Origin of the sequence: Candidatus Kurthia intestinigallinarum (genome assembly GCF_003991225.1) — a bacterium.
GTDB classification, from domain to species: Bacteria; Bacillota; Bacilli; order Bacillales_A; family Planococcaceae; genus Kurthia; species Kurthia populi.
Genome location: NZ_JTFC01000031.1, coordinates 354,112 through 371,470 on the forward strand (window position 1 = coordinate 354,112; position 17,359 = coordinate 371,470).

Genomic DNA, 17,359 nt, shown 5'->3' on the forward strand with positions numbered 1-17,359 from the left:
CAACAGAATATGCGTAAATAAAAGGATTACCCCTAATAAATTTACTTACCATTTAAGAATTTGTAGAATTCAGAGAAAAATCTTCTAATAAAATTTCCCTTTACAATTTTCAGATTCTTAAGGTGATTAGAAATAGGGATAATCCTTCTTTTTTAGCTTTCTTGGGCCATTAACGTTTTCACTACTTTTGCTACTTCTTTTGCCTGTGTTTCTTCTATATCATTTTTCTCTATAGTTATTGACTGGTTTGTTACTTGATTTTGTTCTTGTTGTTCAGCTACTTGTTCTTCTATTAAAATTTCTTCTGATTTTGGATTATAGAAAGCATAACCTATTAAGAATCGAACAACGAACGTTGTAATAAATACAACAAATGCTACAGTGAAAGATTGAATAAGAATCTCACCTGGTGTGCGAGCTGTTTGAAATATTAATAAAAAGTAAATGGCAAAAGATCCAAGTGCTGCCCAACAATTAATATAAAATGAGCCTGCCATTAAATATCTTTCACTCCTTGATTTACAGTACGTATTTGTAATTTTGAGGTTTGAGGATTAAATTCAATCGTACGACCACTATTACCCCCAGTATCCTCAGAAACAATTGGAATACCAAACTTTCGTAGTTGATTTTTTACGGCTTCTACATTACGTGGTCCTATACGCATAGAATCTTGATTTGATGTGAATTTAAACATTTGCGCGCCACCAGCAATTTTAGCTTTCAACTTAACTGCATTAGCGCCCTTCAATTTCATTGCATCAATTAAAGCGGGAACACCTGTGTCAGCAAATTTCGCAACGGTCAGCTGATCACCTCTACTCAAAGATGAATCTGGCAACATAACATGGACAAGACCTGCTACTTGCTTTACCTCATCATATATAACAACACCTACACAAGAACCTAATCCTGATGTTCGAATCGTCTGCTTTTGCGTTGCCACATCTAATTGTGCAATCCCTACTTTAACAACATCTAGACTTGTAAACATATTATCCAACACCTAATGATGTAAAAATTGTAGAAAATGAATTTGGGTCTGGAATCAAGAAAAAGTGACCGCTGACTTCTTCTTTAGCATTTTCTTCATGTTCAATAATTGATGTATCTATTACAATTACATAATCACTAATTTGAGATACTTCTATTAATCCGATACTAATAATTGCACCAAACATATCGCTCGCTAACGCAGGAGGAGTTGGATATAATTTTAGCTTTGTAAAGTCCGAAAGTGCAGATAAATACGAACCCGATAAAATATTTCCCATTTCTTGCATAGCTGAGAGTCCTAATTCTGAAGGTGATTGCGCAAAATCAAAAGATTTTTCATGGATTAATTTTCGAATTAATTGGTTCGCTTGTTCTACTGGCATGATAAAAAACATTCCTCCAGCTACATCCCCCTCGATTCTCAAATAAATTCCGGTAACAAAAGTTTCTGCTCCGCCTACACGTTCCATCATATCGTTGAATGATACCATTTCTACTTGAGGTACATGCATATCTATCTTCGTATTAAGTAATGTAGATAAAGCTGTTGCCGCGTGTGCAGCTCCGATATTCCCAATTTCTTTCAGGACATCTAAATGAAAAGAGGTAATATTTTGTTGAATATCCATCTAAAAATCCTCTCTTATTTTAACGTACTTAGTACTTTTTCTAAGTTTAATAGAATCAATAGACGATTTCCTATGTTTGCGACACCTGAAATAAATTCTTCTTCTAATGAACCAACGACTTCTGGTTGTGGTTCAATTGTCTCTTTTTGAATATCCATTACATCGTTCGCTGCATCTACAATAAATCCAACTTCCATATCTTCTTCAGAAATTATAATAATACGCGTATTTTCGCTGCTCACAGTTGTTGTAACACCAAAACGATCACGTAAATCAATAATTGGTGTTACAACTCCACGTAAATTAATGACGCCTTTTACATAATGCGCTGTACGTGGTACACGCGTAATATGCATCATTTTTTCAATTCCTTGAACTTGTTCAACAGGTAATGCATATTCCTTGTCTCCTAATTGAAAAACAATTACTTTCATTACTTCGACGTCCATTGCTACATTTTCTGTCATTTCTAACACCTCTCTTATTTAATAAGTGAATTACAATCAATAATTAGTGCTACTTGACCATTCCCTAAAATTGTTGCTCCTGAAATCGCAAAAACATTTGTCAAATAATTCCCTAGAGACTTAAGAACAATCTCTTGTTGACCAATAAATGAACCAACAACTAATCCTGCCATTTTGTCCCCTTTTCGTACAATAACAACAGAGTGGAAATCATCTCCTGGATCATCAGTGCGTGGAACTTCAAAAATTTCTTCTAAAAATACAAGTGGTACTACTTTCCCACGGAAATCAATCACTTTCTGATTATGAGCATTCATTATATCTGCCTTACGAATAATTGACGTTTCAATAATTGACGTTAAAGGAATTGCATAAATTTCTTGTTCAATTTCAATTAACATAACCGAGATGATTGATAAAGTCAGCGGTAATTGAACAGAAAATAACGAACCTTTTCCTTCTTCCGATTCAATTGTAATGGTTCCTCCCAATGATTCAATTGTTGATTTTACAACATCAAGGCCAACACCTCTACCAGAAATATCCGATAATACTTCAGCTGTTGAGAATCCTGAAGCTAAGATTAATTCATTAATTTGAGTATCTGTTAGTTTTGATGCTAACTCTGAGGTAACGACGCCTTTTTCTAATGCTTTACTTAAAACACGTTCTTTATTGATACCGGCACCATCATCTTCAATTTCAATAAACACATGATTCCCACTATGATAAGCACGTAGTTCAACACGTCCTTCTTCAGGTTTTCCAGCTGCTACTCGAACCTCTGGACTTTCAATACCATGATCAAGTGAGTTTCGAATTAAATGAACAAGAGGATCTCCGATTTCATCAATAACTGTTCGATCTAATTCAGTTTCTGCACCAATAATATCTAATTTGATTTTTTTATTTAAATCACGTGATAATTGTCTAACCATTTTAGGAAAGCGATTAAAGACCGTTTCTACTGGTACCATACGCATATTCAAAATAATATTTTGTAAGTCGCTCGAAACGCGCGACATGCGTTCAACTGATTCATTTAATTCATTATGATTAAGCTCTGCTGCAATTGATTGTAAACGTCCTCGGTCAATTACTAATTCTTCGAATAAATTCATCAGTATATCCAGTCTTTCAATATTTACTCGAATTGTTTTACTTGTGGCATGAGAAGATTTAACTGGCTTTTCAGATTGCTTAGCAGTTGAGTTGGTTACGACTTTTGTTGCTTCTTGGGAAATCACTTCCACATCAATACTTTTGGCTGTTGAAGAAGCAACAACAGGTTCTAAAACATTTTCCTCTACTAAATCAAAGAACATTTTTTTAACAACTACTTCTTTTACTTCTGACACTTTTTTAATAGCTTCTTCTACAGTCTCAATAGCTTCTTTTGTAACAAAAGCAATTGAAAAATCTGTATCAAACTGTTCTGCTTCTAATTGTTCTACTGCAGGGACAGATTTAATTACATCTCCGCATTTTTCAAGAACTTCAAATACCATAAATACTCGTGCTGCTTTTAGTAAGCAATCATCGCGTAGAGTAATTGCGATTTCATATGTGCCAAAACCTTGTTCATTAGATTGTTCAATAATTGTACGTTCAAAATCATCATAAGTAAGTGCTGTTACTGAAACCAATCTATCTTCACTGCTATCCTCTACAACAGCTTTGGCATTTGAACCATCAATTAGTTCTCCATTTTCAATACGCTTTAATTTTTCAACAGTCTCGCTAACATTTCTTTTTCCATCTCCACCCTCAGAAATATCTCCAATCATGGCTTCAAGGTGATCAATAGACTCAAAAACAACATCTAAAATCTCAGGTGAAACTTCGATTTTTTCATTACGAATCCCATCTAAAACATTCTCCATTTTATGCGTCAAATCCGCCAAATCTTCAAATCCCATTGTTGCAGACATGCCTTTTAATGTATGTGCATTACGAAAAATCTCGTTTACAATTGATAAATCATGTGGATTTTGCTCCAGTGCTAATAAATTTTCGTTACATGATTGTAAATGTTCCGTACTTTCATCAATGAATACTTCTAAGTATTGGTTTGTATCCATATTTTAAGCCTCCTCTTATGGAATATATTTCATAATTGTTTGTGCAATATCATCAACATCTTCAACATTATCGACTAACCCGGTTTCAAATGCCGCTTTAGGCATACCATATACAACACATGTATTAGCAGATTCTGAAATAGCTTTAACATTTCCTGTGGTTTTTAAAATTTTAAGCCCCTTAGTTCCATCTGAACCCATACCTGTCATAATAACAGCTAATTTATCATATTCTTCTAACTTACTAGCACTTTCATACATAACATCAACAGCTGGCCTGTGACCTCCTCTAGGAGCTTCTATATTATCTAATTTAATTCCAACTGACATTCCAACTTTTTGTAATTTCATATGATATCCACCAGGAGCAATATATGCTACTCCAGATTGTAAAATATCTCCATTTTCTGCTTCTTTAACAGTTATCTCAGACAAATTATCTAACCGTGTTGCTAAAGATTTAGTGAACCCTGCTGGCATGTGCTGAACGATTAAAATTGGTGCCATAATGTTTTGCGGTATTTTAGTAATGACTTCCTGTAAAGCTCTTGGACCACCGGTAGATGTTCCTATTAATACCAATTTTTTCTTTCCATGTAAATTCCAATTATTCGTATTAATCACTGAACGTTCAAGTGGTTTAGATGGAGTAGTTATTTCTTTAGTAGAAATATCTTTATTAAAAAATGTATTTGCTGCTTTAGAAAGAGTTGCTGGCTTACGTAATTTTGTCACCGACACATTCGTTGCTTGAATGACTTTATGAACAAGTTCATCCTTAATCTTATGTAGATCTAAAGAAATTGTTCCACTCGGTTTAGCAATAAAATCTACTGCTCCATTTGCCATTGCTTCTACAGTAATTTCTGCGCCGGCTTTAGTCGTACTAGAAAGCATGACTACGGGAGTTGGACAATCTACCATGATTAGTTTCAAAGCCTCTAATCCATTTAATTGAGGCATTTCAACATCCAACGTCACAACATCTGGTTTTAAAGCTTTAATTTTTTCAAGTGCATCTTGTCCATTTCGTGCAGTACCTATTACTTCAATATTTGGAACATCTACAAAAAAATCTCCAATCAGTTTTCTCATAAATGCTGAATCATCAACAATTAATAATTTTTTTATTACTGTCATGTTATCCACGCCCTTTACTAAAAATACTTTTTAATGCATTTATAAAACGATTTGTGTCTAGTTCATTCAAATTTTTTGATTGACCTGATGTGTAAGTAGTAGTAATTTTTTGAACTGCTTTTGTAGCAGGAGCACGTTCATATAAAATTGAAAACAATTTTTGTTGCTGTACAGCTTTCCTTACATGAATATCTTCTGGAATAGAACCCAAAATATTTAAATTTTTGTTTAAAAACTGCTGTGCTGTACTTTTTAAACGATGTAGTGTTTGATTTGCTTCGTCTGTTGTCAATGCTCGATTACACACAATATGCATATTTTTAAGTGGGTTTCTTGTGTTCACATATTTCATCATTGAATATGCATCCATAACTGCTGTTGGTTCTGTAGTAGAAATAACGATTATATCGTCTAAAGCCTCAAGTAATTGCAATGACCATTCTGTAGCTCCCGCACCCATGTCAAAAATAATATAGTCATAGCGCTGTTGAAGTAGTTCAAAAGCAGATAGTAAACGATCAAACATTGAATCATTCCATTCAATTACTTTCGCCATTGCAGAGCCACCACTTAAATAGTCAATATTACTTAAAAAAGATTCTATTACATCTTCTAAAATATATTCTCCACTTAAATAATCGATTAAAGAATATCTAGACTTTTCTCCTAATAATATATGAATATTCCCCATCCCGATATCCATATCCACTATAACTATCTCATATCCTTTTTCTGCTAAATTGAACGAGAAATTAGTAGAAAAGTTACTTTTTCCAACGCCTCCTTTACCACTTATTACCCCTATAGATGTGGAAATACGTTTATTTTCCATTTTTAATCGCAATTTTTCTGCTTGATTTCCCATTGACTATTCTCCTTGGAAAATTAATTCAACTATTTTATCAAGAGTTGCTTCCACAATATCTTCTGGTACTTCTTGTCCATTAGTATAGTAAGCAAGTCCTTTATTATATTTAATCATTAAATTGACTATAGGGCCAATAGAATTTGTTTCATCTAGCTTTGTAAAAATTAACTTTGTAATTGGAAGTCTTTCAAACTGCTCGATAATCACTTCTAGATCACGCTGTTTTGCTGTAAGTGCTAAAACTAAATAATTTTCAGTTTCTTTATTAATATCGATTAATTCAACTAAATCATTAATATATTTACTTTCGTTGTAATTTCGTCCTGCAGTATCAATAAAAATCAAATCACAATGTTTTAAATTATCAATTGCTTTTACATAATCCTCATGTGAGTAGACAACTTCTACAGGTGCTTGTAGCAAATTAGCATATGTTTTCAATTGCTCAATCGCTCCAATTCGATATGTATCCGCCGTAATAAATCCAATCTTCTTACGTTTTTCCAATACTGCACGAGCAGCCATTTTAGCAATAGTTGTTGTTTTTCCAACACCTGTAGGACCAACCACATTAATAAATCGTTTATCAAAAGATTGATTTCCTATTGAAAACTGATCTAGCTCTTGACGTAATGCCATTTTAGCAAATCGTATTAATTGTTGTGTTGTTAACTCTTCACGACTATTTTTATACATGTCAAAAAGCTCATCACTAATTGATGTGATGAGCTTTTTGTCTAATTCTTGATGTTCCATTTGCTCAATAATAGATGTGAAAATAACCGGATACTTTGTAGTTGCTGTTTGCTGTTTCTTTATTAAATCTTTTAATGTCACTAACTCATGTCGAATTTCTTCAACATGCGTTGGTTGTAGAGTAATAGAATTTTTTTCTATTACATCATTTGATTTTAATTCTATATTTTCTATAGATGACATTGTCGTACGTTCGATTCCAATGACAACTTCAAAGTATTTCTTTTTAAACAAACCTAGAAACCCTTTTGAATATATAGGCTTTGAACTAATAATAATCGCTTCATCACCAAAATCTTTTTGTACTTTTTTCATTGCTTCTGCCATTGTAGAAGCTGTATATTTTTTCATCTTCATTCTACATTCACCACTCCAACACTTTGAATTTCAATTGATGCTTCTAGCTCATTATACGAAAGAATTGGAATTTGTGGGAAGTAGCGTTCTGTTAATTGTCGTACATACATGCGCACAGCAGGTGAACATAAAATTACAGGTGATTGTTCAAAAAATGCTATGCGTTCCACTTCTTTAGAAATGGCTTCTAAAATCATTTGAGACATTTGTGGATCTATTGCTAAATAATTACCATGCTCTGTTTGCTGAATACTATCTGCTACTATTTTTTCTACTTTAGCAGATACCGTTAACACTTTTAATTCAGGTTGATTACCAACATATTGAGTAGTAATTTGACGAGCTAGGCCTTGTCGAACATATTCTGTTAGCACATCTACATCTGATGTTAGTTTTGAATAATCAGCTAATGTTTCAAAAATAATTGGTAAATTACGTACAGATACGTTTTCTCTTAGTAAATTAGCTAATACTTTTTGTATTTCACCTATCGCCATTGGTGTAGGTGTTAATTCTTCTACAAGAATAGGGGATGTTTCGTGTAAGTGGTCAATCAATTGTTTTGTCTCTTGACGTCCCAATAACTCTGATGCATTTGCGCGAATAATTTCTGTTAAATGCGTAGAAACTACACTTGGTGGATCCACAACAGTGTATCCCAGCATTTCAGCTTCTTCTTTCACTAATTCAGTAATCCATTTTGCAGGAAGGCCAAATGACGGCTCAACAGTATCAATACCATCAATTGAATTCTCCTCACCAGGACTCATCGCCAAATAATGATCTAACAAGAGCTCTCCATTAGCCATTTCATTCCCTTTAATTTTGATACGATATTCATTAGGTTGCAGTTGAATATTGTCTCTAATACGTACTACCGGTATAACAATACCTAATTCTAAAGCTAATTGACGACGAATCATAACTACTCGGTCAAGTAAATCTCCACCTTGAGCTGCATCAACTAGAGGAATTAATCCATATCCAAATTCAAATTCAATCGGATCAACATTTAATAAATTCACAACATTTTCTGGACTCTTCAGATTATCTGTAACAACCTCTTCTTCGATTTCTTCTTGTTCTTCAACAGTTTCTTTTGTAGAACGTTTTTGTTGATATGCTAGTAATGCAATAATTGCTGCCACAGGAATTGTCACAAAATCACTAACAGGTGTTAGTAATCCTAATAAAAAGATTGTACCAGCTGCTACATATAATACTTTTGCATCTCCAAATAATTGACGCATAATATCCGTACTCAAATTACCATCTGATCCAGCACGTGTCACGACAATACCTGTAGCTGTAGAAATAATTAATGCAGGAATTTGTGAAACTAATCCATCCCCGACTGTCAATGTAGTAAATCGACTAATAGCGTCTGCAAATTCCATTTCCATTTGCACAACACCAATAACAATACCGAACAAAATATTAATAATAACAATAATGATACCAGCTATTGCATCACCTTTAACAAATTTCGTTGCCCCATCCATTGCTCCATAAAAATCGGCTTCTCCTGAAACTTTCTCACGACGTTCGCGCGCTTGCGTTTCAGAAATCAAACCTGCATTTAAGTCTGCATCAATAGCCATTTGTTTACCTGGCATGGCATCTAATGTGAATCGAGCAGCAACTTCAGATACACGTTCAGAACCTTTTGTAATAACAAGGAAGTTTATAATTACTAAAATAATAAATACTACTAATCCTACTACAAGATTTCCGCCAACAACAAATGTACCAAATGTTTCTACAACATTCCCTGCTTCACCACCACTTAAAATAGCTCGTGTAGTTGAAACATTTAAGCCTAATCTAAATAATGTTAAAAGCAAAAGAATTGTGGGAAAAATAGAAAACTCAAGTGCTTCTTTCATATTCATAGCAATTAATAAAACAAGAATTGCCAATGCAATATTCATGATAATTAAAAAGCTTAATAGCCATGTTGGCAGAGGGATAATCAGCATCGCTACAATCATAATAACGGCTGCTAAAACACCTATGTCGCGAAATTTCATGTTTGTCCCTCCCTAACTAAATCTTACGTTTAATGCGATATACATACGCAAGTACTTCTGCAACTGCTTTAAAAAATTCTTCTGGTATACGGTCATTAATTTTAACTTGGTCATACATAGCTCTGGCAAGGGGCCGATTTTCTACCATGACAACCTTATTTTCTTTTGCAATTAATTTTATCTTTTGTGCAACAAAATCTGTTCCTTTAGCAACGACTTTGGGTGCATCCATAGCATCCTCATCGTATTTTAAAGCAATTGCATAATGCGTTGGATTTGTAATGACTACATCTGCTTGAGGTACTTCCTGCATCATTCTACGCATTGACATTTCTCTTTGCCTTTGTTTAATTTTTGATTTGATTAAAGGGTCACCTTCAACATTTTTGTATTCATCTTTAATATCTTGTTTAGACATTCGAAGGTTTTTTTCATAATCATATTTTTGATACATGTAATCTAAAATCGCAATAACCATCAATACAATAGAAGCTGCTATACCCATGTATGCCACAAGTTTTGAAACTGTTATCAAGGCTGCTCCTGGGGTTTTATGTGCTAAGCTTAAAACTTCCTCAATGTTAATATATAATACTAAAAATGTTGTGGTACCTATAAAAGATATTTTCAAAATTGATTTTAATAACTCAACAATTGCTTTGAGCGAAACAATTCGTTTTAACCCCTTTATCGGGTCAATTTTTTTTAAATCAAATTTTAACGTTTCAGTTGTAAATAGTAATCCGAACTGCATAAAATTAGCCACAATTGCTGCAACAACTGCAACTATAAAAATTGGCACTACAATCATAGCTAATTCTTTTAGTATATCCCAATACATTTCCATAATGGAAGAAATAGTAATCGTTTTAACAGTCATATTATGTACAATAATTTCTCTGAAAAAAGACATCATTTCTTCTTTCATAGATCCTGCCACAAAAGTTAAATATAAAAATATCGCTAATAGGACTATTGCGCTTGTTACGTCTTGACTTTTTAATACCTGCCCTTTTTTTCTAGAGTCTTGACGTTTTTTTGGTGTTGCTTTTTCAGTTTTCTCACCTGCAAAAAACTGTATATTTAATTGAACTAACATATTCATTTTAGCCAATACCTATCAACTCCATGTATTGCCGCATCGAGACAAACATAAATTTAAATAACTGCTGCATCACCTCAGACATTACTGTAAACATAACAACCATTGTGACAAACGCCACAAAAATCTTCACTGGAAAACCGATTACAAAAATATTAAGTTGTGGCACAGTTTTTGCAACAATTCCTAAGGCTAAATCAGTCAAAAATACAGTAGCTACAATAGGAATAGCTAATTGAAACGCAATAATAAACATTCCAGCGAACATTTGTATTACAAACATAACTGTATTTTCTGTTGCAAGTTTCGGCCATGTCTGTGCAACAGGTACAAATTCATAACTATAATAAATTGCATCTAATAAAAGATGATGGCCATTAGCACTCAATAATAATAATAAAGCTATAACATTAAAAAATTGTCCAGTTAAAGGACTTTGTGTTCCCGTTTGTGGATCAATAACATTGGCAATAGCAAATCCTATTTGGAAGTCAATAAAACCTCCAGCTATTTGCACTGCTGACATTACAATATACGCTAACAAACCTAATGTTAGTCCCACAAGTGCTTCTTTAATAATCAATAAAGCATAATTACCATCAACTTCAATCATTTCAGCATCCATAGGAAGTGCAATAATTACTGAAAATAAAACTGCTAATCCAATCTTTACTTGATTTGGAATTGTTCGATATGAAAAAAAAGGCACTGTTGCTAAAAAAGCACTTAATCGGACAAGAATCAATATGATTAATGGAATTTTTGCTACCAATATTTCCATTCTCTCACCCTATATACCTTGTTAAGTTTTCAAAAATATCTTTTGTGTATGTAACAACCTTTGTTAGCATCCAAGGGCCAAAAAATACGATGGCTAATAATACAGCGATAATTTTTGGAACAAAAGATAATGTTTGCTCTTGAATTTGAGTCGTTGCTTGAAAGATACTCACAAGTAAACCAACTACTAATGCTACAAGTAAAAGGGGCCCTGAAGCCATAATCACAACAGTAATTGCACGTTCGGCAATTGATATAACTAGTTCTTGTGACATTTTTATTCATCCCCTAAAAGCTTTGTAATAGTGACTTCATCACGAGTGACCAGCCATCTACTAATACAAATAATAAAATTTTAAAAGGTAGCGAAATCATTACTGGCGGTAGCATCATCATCCCCATAGACATTAAAACACTAGCTACAATCATATCAATGACTAAAAATGGTATAAAAATCATAAATCCCATTTGAAATGCTGTTTTTAATTCACTTATGGTGTATGCCGGTACTAATGTCGTTAATGGTATATCCTCTACTTTTTCAGGCATTTCTTGATTTCTATAACTTAGAAATAAATCTAAGTCATTTTGGCGTGTATGTTTAGCCATAAACTCTTTAAAAGGTGTAGCTGCATTATCATATGCCTCATCTAAAGTTATTTCTTCATTAAACAATGGTTGTAAAGCGCCTTTATTCACTTCTTGTAGAGTTGGTGACATAATAAAAAATGTTAAGAACATTGCTAAGCCTATAATTACCTGATTAGGCGGCATTGTATTCGTTGCAAGAGCTGTTCTTACAAACGACAAAACAATGACGACTCGAGTAAAACAAGTCATCAAAATCAAAATACTTGGTGCAATAGAGAGTACTGTCAACAATAGCATTAGCTTCACAGAAGTCGAAACATTGGCAGCACTACTATCAGAAAAATAATTTATAAAATCACTCATCTTTCAGGCTGCTCTCCTTCTGTTTCAACACTTGTAATTCTTCATTACGTTGTTGTTTAATTTGATCTAAACGGCTTACAAATTCCGTTTTAAAATCATCCTTACCATCTATTTCTACCGTTTTTTTCTTTTTTAATAATTTTAAAAAAGGTGTTCCTTGAATTGGTTGAATTTGCTTTTCATTGTATAGAGCAATAAGTGAATTACGTTCTTGCTCATCTGTAATTTCTTTTAGCATATTTACATCTTCGCCTACACCAACTAGATAAAGAGAATTTCCTACTTTAACTAGTTGTACGGATTTTTGTGATCCTACAGAGATTCCGCCTAAATTTTGCATCATTTTAGTATGTTGATATTTTGTATTACGTTTGTTTAAAAACCGTAATACAAAATAAAGTAATCCAATAACAAAAATTAAAGCAAAAATCATCTTAATGTATTCTCCAGCAGACACACCAACAGCTGTCGATTCTTTATCATTATCGACAGCTGCCTCTGTATCCTCTTTGCAGGCTTCATCTTTCTTGTTTCCTATACAGTCATCTACCATAATATTAGATGATGCATAACCTACTTCAGAAAAAGGTACCGTTTCAGTAAATGGCAAAGCATTACACAATACAAAGAAAAGCAATATAAAGCATACTTTTCTAAACATCACCTTACCCCAAAGCTTTTTGAATAGCTTCAATAACTCGATCTGCTTGGAATGGTTTTACGATAAAGTCTTTAGCTCCTGCTTGAATAGCATCAATTACCATTGCTTGTTGTCCCATTGCAGAACACATAATAATTGTTGCGTTCGGACTTGTCTTTTTAATTTCTTTCAAAGCTGCAATACCATCCATTTCTGGCATTGTAATATCCATTGTCACTAAATCTGGTTGCAATTCATTATATTTTTCAACAGCTTGAGCACCATCTGCTGCTTCTCCTACTACTTCAAATCCATTTTTCGTTAAAATATCCTTAATCATCATACGCATAAATGCTGCATCATCTACGATTAAAATTTTCTTTGCCATAATTAGATTCCTCCAAACGATTATCGTAAGTTATTTAGTCTATCTGCCTTACTTAAGATATCTGTAATTCGCACACCAAAATTCTCATCAATAACAACTACTTCACCTTTTGCTATTAAACGACTATTTACTAAAATATCAACCGGTTCACCAGCTAATTTATCTAATTCAATAATTGAACCGCTTACTAATTCTAATACGTCTTTTACTGAACGTTTTGTACGACCTAATTCAACTGTTACCTGCAAAGGTATATCTAGAAGCATATTTAAATTACGTGCTTCTGTTTGTTTTAATGATGGTTGTGTAAATTCTGTAAATTGTGCCTGTTGAACATTCATTGGTTGTTGTTGATATTGTTGAGGTGGTGCATACATCGGCTGTTGCATTGTAATTGCTTCCTGGTGTTGCATCATAGGCTGTTGCATTGTTTTTTCTTGTGAAGTCACTGGTTCAGAAACACTTTCTTTCTCTATTGAAATTTCTTCTACTGGTTCTGGATTCAATAGTTGTTGAACTAAGGATTGACTAAATTCCAAGGGTAATAACTGCATAATATTCGAATCAATTAATTCACCTATACGTAAACGGAAAGATACACGTACCAGCAAATCCTCTTCTGGAATATTTTCAGAACCTTCATCTTCACGAATATTCATTAGATCAATTGATGGAGGAGAAATATCTACTTTTTTATTAAATATTGTAGACATCGAAGTAGCTGCAGAGCCCATCATCTGATTCATTGCTTCTTGAACAGCACTTAAATGTATTTCACCTAATTCCTCTGATGGATTCAATCCATCTCCACCTAGCATCAAATCTGCAATAATAGCCGCATCGGATTGTTTGATTACAAGTAAATTCATTCCTGTTAAACCAATCGTATATTCTACTTGAATAGCAACATACGGATGGGGAAATTCCTCCTCCAGTTTGTCACGATTAATCATTGAAATAGTTGGTGTGGTAATATCAACTTTTTGACCCAGTAAAGAAGATAGTGCAGTTGCAGAACTGCCAAATGAAATATTACCTATCTCTCCTAAGGCATCCTGAGACATTTCATCTAAATAGTCTCCTACATTATACTGTTCTTTTTGAGCAGACGCATCATCATTTTTATCATCACCTTTATCAATTGATTCACCACGAAGTAGTGCCTCAATTTCTTCTTGTGATAACATATCATCACTCATCATCATCGTCTCCTCCTCTCAAAGACTCAATTACTTGAACAGCCATTTTTTTCTTCACTTTACCTGGCTGAGCAGTAAATTTTGGAATATTGTCTACTTTAATTGTTAATGGATTGGTAATGTTTTGATCTAACTGAATAACATCACCCTGTTGTAAAAATAAGAAATCTTCAATACTAATGTTTGTAGAACCTAATTCAGCTGTAACATCCACCTCAGATCGACGAATATTTTGCTCAATTCGAGCTTTTTGTTCTGGTGAATTTTCCCTAGTATTCGATTGCATCCAATATCGGACAGATAAATTTGGAACAATTGGTTCTAATACAACATGTGGAATGCAAATATTTATCATTCCACTAGTTTCACCAATGATAGAATTGAACGAAATAACGACTACCGTTTCATTTGGTGATATCATTTGTAAAAATTGAGGATTCACTTCTAACTCTGTTAAAATCGGGTCAATATCAGCAATATTTGCCCATGCTTCACGTAAATTATCAAATGATCTCTCAAAGAGATTTGTCATTATTTTTTGTTCGATTTCCGTCAAATTATCTACATTACTATGACTTGTTCCTGCTCCACCCATCAAACGATCCAACATTGAATAAGCAATATTTGGATTAATTTCCATTAGAATATTGCCATCTAAAGGTGGCACATCAAATACATTGATTAATGTAATATTAGGTATGGAACGAATAAATTCTTCAAATGGTATCTGATCCACCGAGGCTACGGTGATTTGAACATAGCTGCGCAGCTGGGCAGAAAAATATGTTGTTAATAGGCGTGCAAAGTTTTCATGAATTCGCGTTAAGCTACGGATTTGATCTTTAGAAAATCGTAATGCTCGTTTAAAGTCATATACTTTTACTTTTTTCGTTTCTTCTTCTTTTTTCATATCTTCCGCTGACATTTCACCTGTTGATAACGCTGATAACAATGCATCAATTTCGGATTGTGATAACACATCTCCGGCCATTTGCCCACCTCCTTAAAAATTCATTTCTTTTTTATTGAATAATACATGATGTAATATACACACGTTGAATTTGACCTTCTTGCATTAATCCATTAAATTTTGTTTTTAATGTGTTTTGTAAAACCGCTTTTCCTTTTTTTCCTTCTAAATTCTCTTTTGATAACTCTGAAAGTTCTTCAATTAAAATATCTTTCATTTGAAAATCACGTTTTGTTAATTCTTCTGCAGCATCCTTACTATCCGTTTGTACTTTCAAAGAAATTTTAACAAAATTACTGCCTTTTAAGTTTGTAGTTAATTCTTCTACATCAACAGAAGACTCTAGCACTGTATCAATATCTGGCTCCGCATTTGCCGTATCTTTCCCACCAATTTGGGTAATAACTACGGTGGCTACAACACCGATTAAAGTTAGCGAAACCAACACAATAAGCATAATTGTTAGCACTTTATTTTTATTCATCTTCTTCACCTCTTAAATGCGGATTGGATAGGAGTTGAACACTTTTATAAAACTTTGTAACTCGATTTAATACTTCGTTCCCAGATTCTAATACAACATATTTTCTTCCAGTCGTTAATGTAATGGTCGTATCTGGAAACTCTTCGACTGTTTCTATGTATAATGCATTAAGCGAGAACGCCTTGCCATTTAACTTTGTTAAAGAAATCATAAAATGGATAGGACTAAGAAATTAACTTAGTCCTTCCTCCCTTCTTATAAAAAGGTTTAAAATTATCGTTTTAAATTTACTAATTCTTGTAAAATCTCATCAGATGTCGTAATAATGCGTGAGTTTGCTTGGAAGGCACGCTGCGCAATAATCATTTCGGTAAATTCTTCTGACATATCAACATTTGACATTTCAAGGAATCCTGATTGAATGACGCCATTTCCCTCTACACCTGGAGTTTTTTCCTCACTTGGTGCTCCTGAGTTAGCAGATGGTTTAAAGAAGTTTGCTCCTACTTTTGTTAGACCACCTGGATTAATAAATTTAGTAACTCCTATTTGACCTAACGGAGTTAACTGTCCTCCAACAATGGCATTAACTGTTCCATCTTGTGAAATAGATACTTCAGTGGCTTCGGCGGGGATATTAATATTACCACTACCAGCTGCTTGAATATAAGCTCCATCACTTGTTACTAGAGCCCCATTGCTATCTAAATAAAAATTACCTGAACGCGTATACATCGTTTCACCATTTTTTGTAACTTCAAAATAGCCATCTCCTTCAATAGCTAAGTCAAGCACGCGATTGGTTGTCTGTAATGATGATTGATCTGCAATTGTATCAATTGAAGCTACTGCAGAACCTAATCCAATTTGTTTTGGGTTTGTACCACCCATTGTATCTGTAGCGCCGCCAGCACCTGCAGAAGTTTGTGAGATTAAATCTTTAAATGTCGTACGGCCTTTTTTGAAGCCATACGTATTAACATTGGCGATGTTATTACCAATAACATCTAACTTCGTTTGAAAATTTCGTAAACCACTAACACCTGAATACATTGAACGTAACATAATAAATTTTCTCCCTTCGATTTTAAAAAATATATTACCTCTGTCAATCGGTAATACGAAGGCACCCTTTTACAGGTCCTGCCTATGATAAAATAATTGTTCCATCAATATTAGTAAACAATTGATTTTCAGATTCTTCTCTACTCATTGCTGTAATGACTGTCATATTTTTAGCGCTAACAATCATTGTTGTTTTGGGTGTTACAACAAGCGGTTCCTGAACTCCTTTTTCTTTCGCCTCTAGTACTTTACTTGTGATTTTCTGCCATTCTACTTCATTTATTTTTATATTTCGCTGTGCCAAACGTTGTGATGCATGTTTACTTATTTTCAACGAATTATGTTGATTTAAAACATCTTGAAAGTTTTGTGTAGGTACCTTTTTATAGGGCACTACATTTGGTGATTGCTTAACAGTGTTTGCTGGTTGTAGTGGTTGAATATATCGCAATA

21 protein-coding genes are annotated in these 17,359 nt (G+C 33.6%); all 21 read right to left on the reverse strand.

The features are described from left to right. Positions 1-152 precede the first annotated feature (152 nt). Positions 153-497 carry a hypothetical protein gene (locus tag QI30_RS10350; RefSeq protein WP_020189468.1) on the reverse strand — a complete coding sequence of 115 codons (345 nt, stop codon included), beginning with the start codon at positions 495-497 and terminating at the stop codon, positions 153-155. Further along, positions 497-994, reverse strand: a complete 498-nt coding sequence (locus QI30_RS10355; protein ID WP_126990749.1) for a chemotaxis protein CheD — start codon at positions 992-994, stop codon at positions 497-499. The genes QI30_RS10350 and QI30_RS10355 overlap by 1 nt, the downstream gene beginning before the upstream one ends. A 1-nt stretch (position 995) precedes the next feature. Continuing rightward, the gene (locus QI30_RS10360) at positions 996-1,625 is read right to left on the reverse strand and encodes a chemotaxis protein CheC (RefSeq protein WP_020189466.1); all 630 of its coding nucleotides are present in this window, start codon (positions 1,623-1,625) and stop codon (positions 996-998) included. Between the two features lie 14 nt (positions 1,626-1,639). Continuing rightward, positions 1,640-2,092, reverse strand: a complete 453-nt coding sequence (locus QI30_RS10365) for a chemotaxis protein CheW (protein ID WP_020189465.1) — start codon at positions 2,090-2,092, stop codon at positions 1,640-1,642. A gap of 14 nt (positions 2,093-2,106) precedes the next feature. After that, on the reverse strand, positions 2,107-4,173 hold the full coding sequence (locus tag QI30_RS10370) for a chemotaxis protein CheA (RefSeq protein WP_126990750.1): 2,067 nt from the start codon (positions 4,171-4,173) through the stop codon (positions 2,107-2,109). A 15-nt stretch (positions 4,174-4,188) separates the two neighbouring features. Then, a complete protein-coding gene (locus tag QI30_RS10375; RefSeq protein ID WP_126990751.1) occupies positions 4,189-5,313 on the reverse strand; it encodes a protein-glutamate methylesterase/protein-glutamine glutaminase in 1,125 nt (374 codons plus the stop codon). Position 5,314: 1 nt separating this feature from the next. After that, a complete protein-coding gene (locus QI30_RS10380) occupies positions 5,315-6,178 on the reverse strand; it encodes a MinD/ParA family protein (protein WP_126990752.1) in 864 nt (287 codons plus the stop codon). Between the two features lie 3 nt (positions 6,179-6,181). Then, a complete protein-coding gene (gene flhF / locus QI30_RS10385) occupies positions 6,182-7,294 on the reverse strand; it encodes a flagellar biosynthesis protein FlhF (RefSeq protein WP_020189461.1) in 1,113 nt (370 codons plus the stop codon). Further along, positions 7,291-9,324 carry a flagellar biosynthesis protein FlhA gene (gene flhA / locus QI30_RS10390; RefSeq protein ID WP_126990753.1) on the reverse strand — a complete coding sequence of 678 codons (2,034 nt, stop codon included), beginning with the start codon at positions 9,322-9,324 and terminating at the stop codon, positions 7,291-7,293. Before flhA ends, flhF begins: the two co-directional genes overlap by 4 nt. A 16-nt stretch (positions 9,325-9,340) precedes the next feature. Further along, a complete protein-coding gene (flhB, locus tag QI30_RS10395; RefSeq protein ID WP_126991034.1) occupies positions 9,341-10,429 on the reverse strand; it encodes a flagellar biosynthesis protein FlhB in 1,089 nt (362 codons plus the stop codon). A gap of 1 nt (position 10,430) precedes the next feature. After that, positions 10,431-11,207 (reverse strand): flagellar biosynthetic protein FliR, encoded by a 777-nt coding sequence (gene fliR, locus QI30_RS10400; RefSeq protein ID WP_126990754.1) that lies wholly within the window; start codon positions 11,205-11,207, stop codon positions 10,431-10,433. A gap of 4 nt (positions 11,208-11,211) precedes the next feature. Next, positions 11,212-11,481 carry a flagellar biosynthesis protein FliQ gene (gene fliQ / locus QI30_RS10405; RefSeq protein ID WP_020189457.1) on the reverse strand — a complete coding sequence of 90 codons (270 nt, stop codon included), beginning with the start codon at positions 11,479-11,481 and terminating at the stop codon, positions 11,212-11,214. Between the two features lie 13 nt (positions 11,482-11,494). Beyond that, positions 11,495-12,160: a flagellar type III secretion system pore protein FliP gene (fliP, locus tag QI30_RS10410; RefSeq protein ID WP_020189456.1), complete on the reverse strand. Its 666-nt coding sequence runs from the start codon at positions 12,158-12,160 to the stop codon at positions 11,495-11,497. Continuing rightward, positions 12,153-12,821 (reverse strand): flagellar biosynthetic protein FliO, encoded by a 669-nt coding sequence (locus QI30_RS10415; RefSeq protein ID WP_126990755.1) that lies wholly within the window; start codon positions 12,819-12,821, stop codon positions 12,153-12,155. Before QI30_RS10415 ends, fliP begins: the two co-directional genes overlap by 8 nt. 4 nt (positions 12,822-12,825) lie before the next feature. Next, entirely contained in the window at positions 12,826-13,188 is a 363-nt protein-coding gene (locus QI30_RS10420; protein ID WP_020189454.1) for a response regulator, read from the reverse strand. A 20-nt stretch (positions 13,189-13,208) separates the two neighbouring features. Then, positions 13,209-14,387, reverse strand: coding sequence for a flagellar motor switch phosphatase FliY (gene fliY / locus QI30_RS10425; protein ID WP_126991035.1), 1,179 nt, complete (start codon positions 14,385-14,387; stop codon positions 13,209-13,211). Next, entirely contained in the window at positions 14,380-15,378 is a 999-nt protein-coding gene (gene fliM / locus QI30_RS10430; RefSeq protein ID WP_020189452.1) for a flagellar motor switch protein FliM, read from the reverse strand. Before fliM ends, fliY begins: the two co-directional genes overlap by 8 nt. A 31-nt stretch (positions 15,379-15,409) precedes the next feature. Next, entirely contained in the window at positions 15,410-15,841 is a 432-nt protein-coding gene (fliL, locus tag QI30_RS10435; protein WP_126990756.1) for a flagellar basal body-associated protein FliL, read from the reverse strand. Beyond that, entirely contained in the window at positions 15,834-16,052 is a 219-nt protein-coding gene (locus QI30_RS10440) for a flagellar FlbD family protein (RefSeq protein ID WP_020189450.1), read from the reverse strand. Before QI30_RS10440 ends, fliL begins: the two co-directional genes overlap by 8 nt. Positions 16,053-16,114: 62 nt before the next feature. Then, complete coding sequence (flgG, locus tag QI30_RS10445) at positions 16,115-16,906, reverse strand: flagellar basal body rod protein FlgG (RefSeq protein WP_020189449.1); 792 nt, start codon at positions 16,904-16,906, stop codon at positions 16,115-16,117. Between the two features lie 82 nt (positions 16,907-16,988). Next, a complete protein-coding gene (locus tag QI30_RS10450; RefSeq protein WP_020189448.1) occupies positions 16,989-17,357 on the reverse strand; it encodes a TIGR02530 family flagellar biosynthesis protein in 369 nt (122 codons plus the stop codon). Positions 17,358-17,359 lie beyond the last annotated feature (2 nt).